Raw genomic sequence first — 1,901 nt, forward strand, 5'->3', positions numbered from 1 at the left:
TGGGCCGAGGGCCACGCCATCTTGCCGACCATCGGCACGGTCCGAACCGAGCCGATCAACGACATGGCGCCGAACGACGACGTGCGCCCGACCGACCCGCAGCTTGTGGCCAGGCTGGCTGATGAAGGCGCGTTTGCGCTGGAGCGGATGCGCCCCGACAAGACTGGGCGCTTCTTACTTCCGGCGAGGTCGGCCTCCGACCCTTTGCTCGCCAATCTCGGTCCTGTGTCGGGCCTGCGCGGCATCGATGCGCCCGGAAGCGCGAGCTTCGACCCCGCCACCTGCGGAGCATCTTCAACGACCACACGCATTTTCGAAGGCTTCGGCCGGCCAGCTTGGCTTCTCGCGCCAGTTGACGCTGCTGGCCGATGAGCGTCGCATATACGCAGGAAGTCTACGGGTGCAGCCGCCACTTGAAACTTGAAGACATACAGCCGGGACAAGCCATTTCCGGCATAGTTCCGGGCAAACTTGTGAACGTCGTCGCTGCGGAAATGCGCGGGGGCGAGGCGCTGGAGCTGACCTACAGCGTGGAGGGCCTCTGGGCCAGCTGCTGCTGTCGCGCGCCGACGAGGATGGCGTCTTGCTCGCGAACAAGCAGCAGCAATTGAAGCGTGGCCGCCTCTGCGATCCCACGGTTCTAACGGCAATCGTGGTGCTGACCGCGCTGGCGCTCGATGCGTATCTGCTTTTGTTTTGGTCCAGGCCCAACACGGATGGGCCGGGGTCCAACGACATGCCGGTTCTAATTCGAACGAATGGCGGCATGCTAGAGGTTGCGACCGTCAAACATAGACGAACATTTAACCTCACGGGTACGCACGTACTTCTTGGATATACGATACCATTTTGCAAGGAAACGGCATCATACACGGTAGATACATACATCTACTACCGCGTTAGGCTCTCAAGGCGGTGGATTGCAATTTACCAGAAGCCGCGTCTGCTCTTAACTGCGCCGAGGCTTGAGCCTGCGCTGCCAGTGGCCTTCGATACCTCCGGGTTGCAGCCGGCCCTCCAGAAATGCGCCGTCATGCCGAGCCTGGACACGCAGAACGACCTGCTGCGGAGGATCAGCACGACGCTGGAGGAGGATGCGCGCAGCCCAAGCTATATCGATTTCGCTTGCGACCACGGTGCGCGGGATCCTGTGCGGGAGTTTGTGCAGAAGTGGCTGATCAGCCAGAAAGGCTACAATATCCCCGCGAGCACCCTGATCGACGTCGAGTTCGACGACGAATGAGATCGCTGGAGCGCAGGCCGCCGAGCCCTCATTCGGCGGCCAATGTCCGGATCGGGCCGGGCGGGAAGTGCTGCTAAGGGTTGAAGGCGGTCCTCGCCCGCCGTCTGGAGCCGATACTCGTGGCATCATGGGCTCCGCCGATGAGCGTGCTGAGCCCAGCGGACACGGCGCGAAACGTGGCGCGCGCCTTGCAGCGAGCCTTCGGAATCACCTGGCGCGACCTGAAGGAAGACTGTATGGCGCTCTACACATTTCATCGTTGTGCCGCCGACGGGACTTCGGAGACCTGCGTCGCTTTCGAGCTGCAGGACGATTACGCAGCTGATGATGTCGCGCGCCAGCTTCTCGACCAGCACGCGAGCGCCGAGTTCATCGTCGCCTGGTGCGGCAGACGGAGGGTCGTCGCCAGAGCTCGCCTCCCAATCCGGTGGCAAAAACACTCCAACGCGCCGGCTATCGAGGCACGCCCACGCGGCAGTTCGTCGCGAGGCGAAGCTCCGCCTTGGTAGAGTTGCAAACGCTGTTATGCGCCGGTGGCGGGACCGTTCACGCCCGACACCTGCGGGACCGCTAAGCCCCCGGTCTACTCCTTTGATCGGGGGCTTTCCCTCAATCGGTGCGACCCTCGTAAGTTGGCTTTGAAGACGGGTGCGGCCGC

At 62.7% G+C, this 1,901-nt stretch carries 3 protein-coding genes; all 3 read left to right on the forward strand.

Going from position 1 to position 1,901, the window contains the following annotated elements; all coding sequences use genetic code 11:
* The first annotated feature begins 21 nt into the window (after positions 1-21).
* A complete protein-coding gene (locus tag QZV94_RS24785; protein ID WP_293683105.1) occupies positions 22-372 on the forward strand; it encodes a hypothetical protein in 351 nt (116 codons plus the stop codon).
* A 211-nt stretch (positions 373-583) separates the two neighbouring features.
* The gene (locus QZV94_RS24790; RefSeq protein ID WP_293683107.1) at positions 584-1,243 is read left to right on the forward strand and encodes a hypothetical protein; all 660 of its coding nucleotides are present in this window, start codon (positions 584-586) and stop codon (positions 1,241-1,243) included.
* Positions 1,244-1,383: 140 nt separating this feature from the next.
* Positions 1,384-1,752, forward strand: a complete 369-nt coding sequence (locus QZV94_RS24795) for a hypothetical protein (RefSeq protein ID WP_293683109.1) — start codon at positions 1,384-1,386, stop codon at positions 1,750-1,752.
* Positions 1,753-1,901 lie beyond the last annotated feature (149 nt).

Source organism: uncultured Phenylobacterium sp. (assembly GCF_902826855.1).
GTDB lineage: Bacteria > Pseudomonadota > Alphaproteobacteria > Caulobacterales > Caulobacteraceae > Phenylobacterium.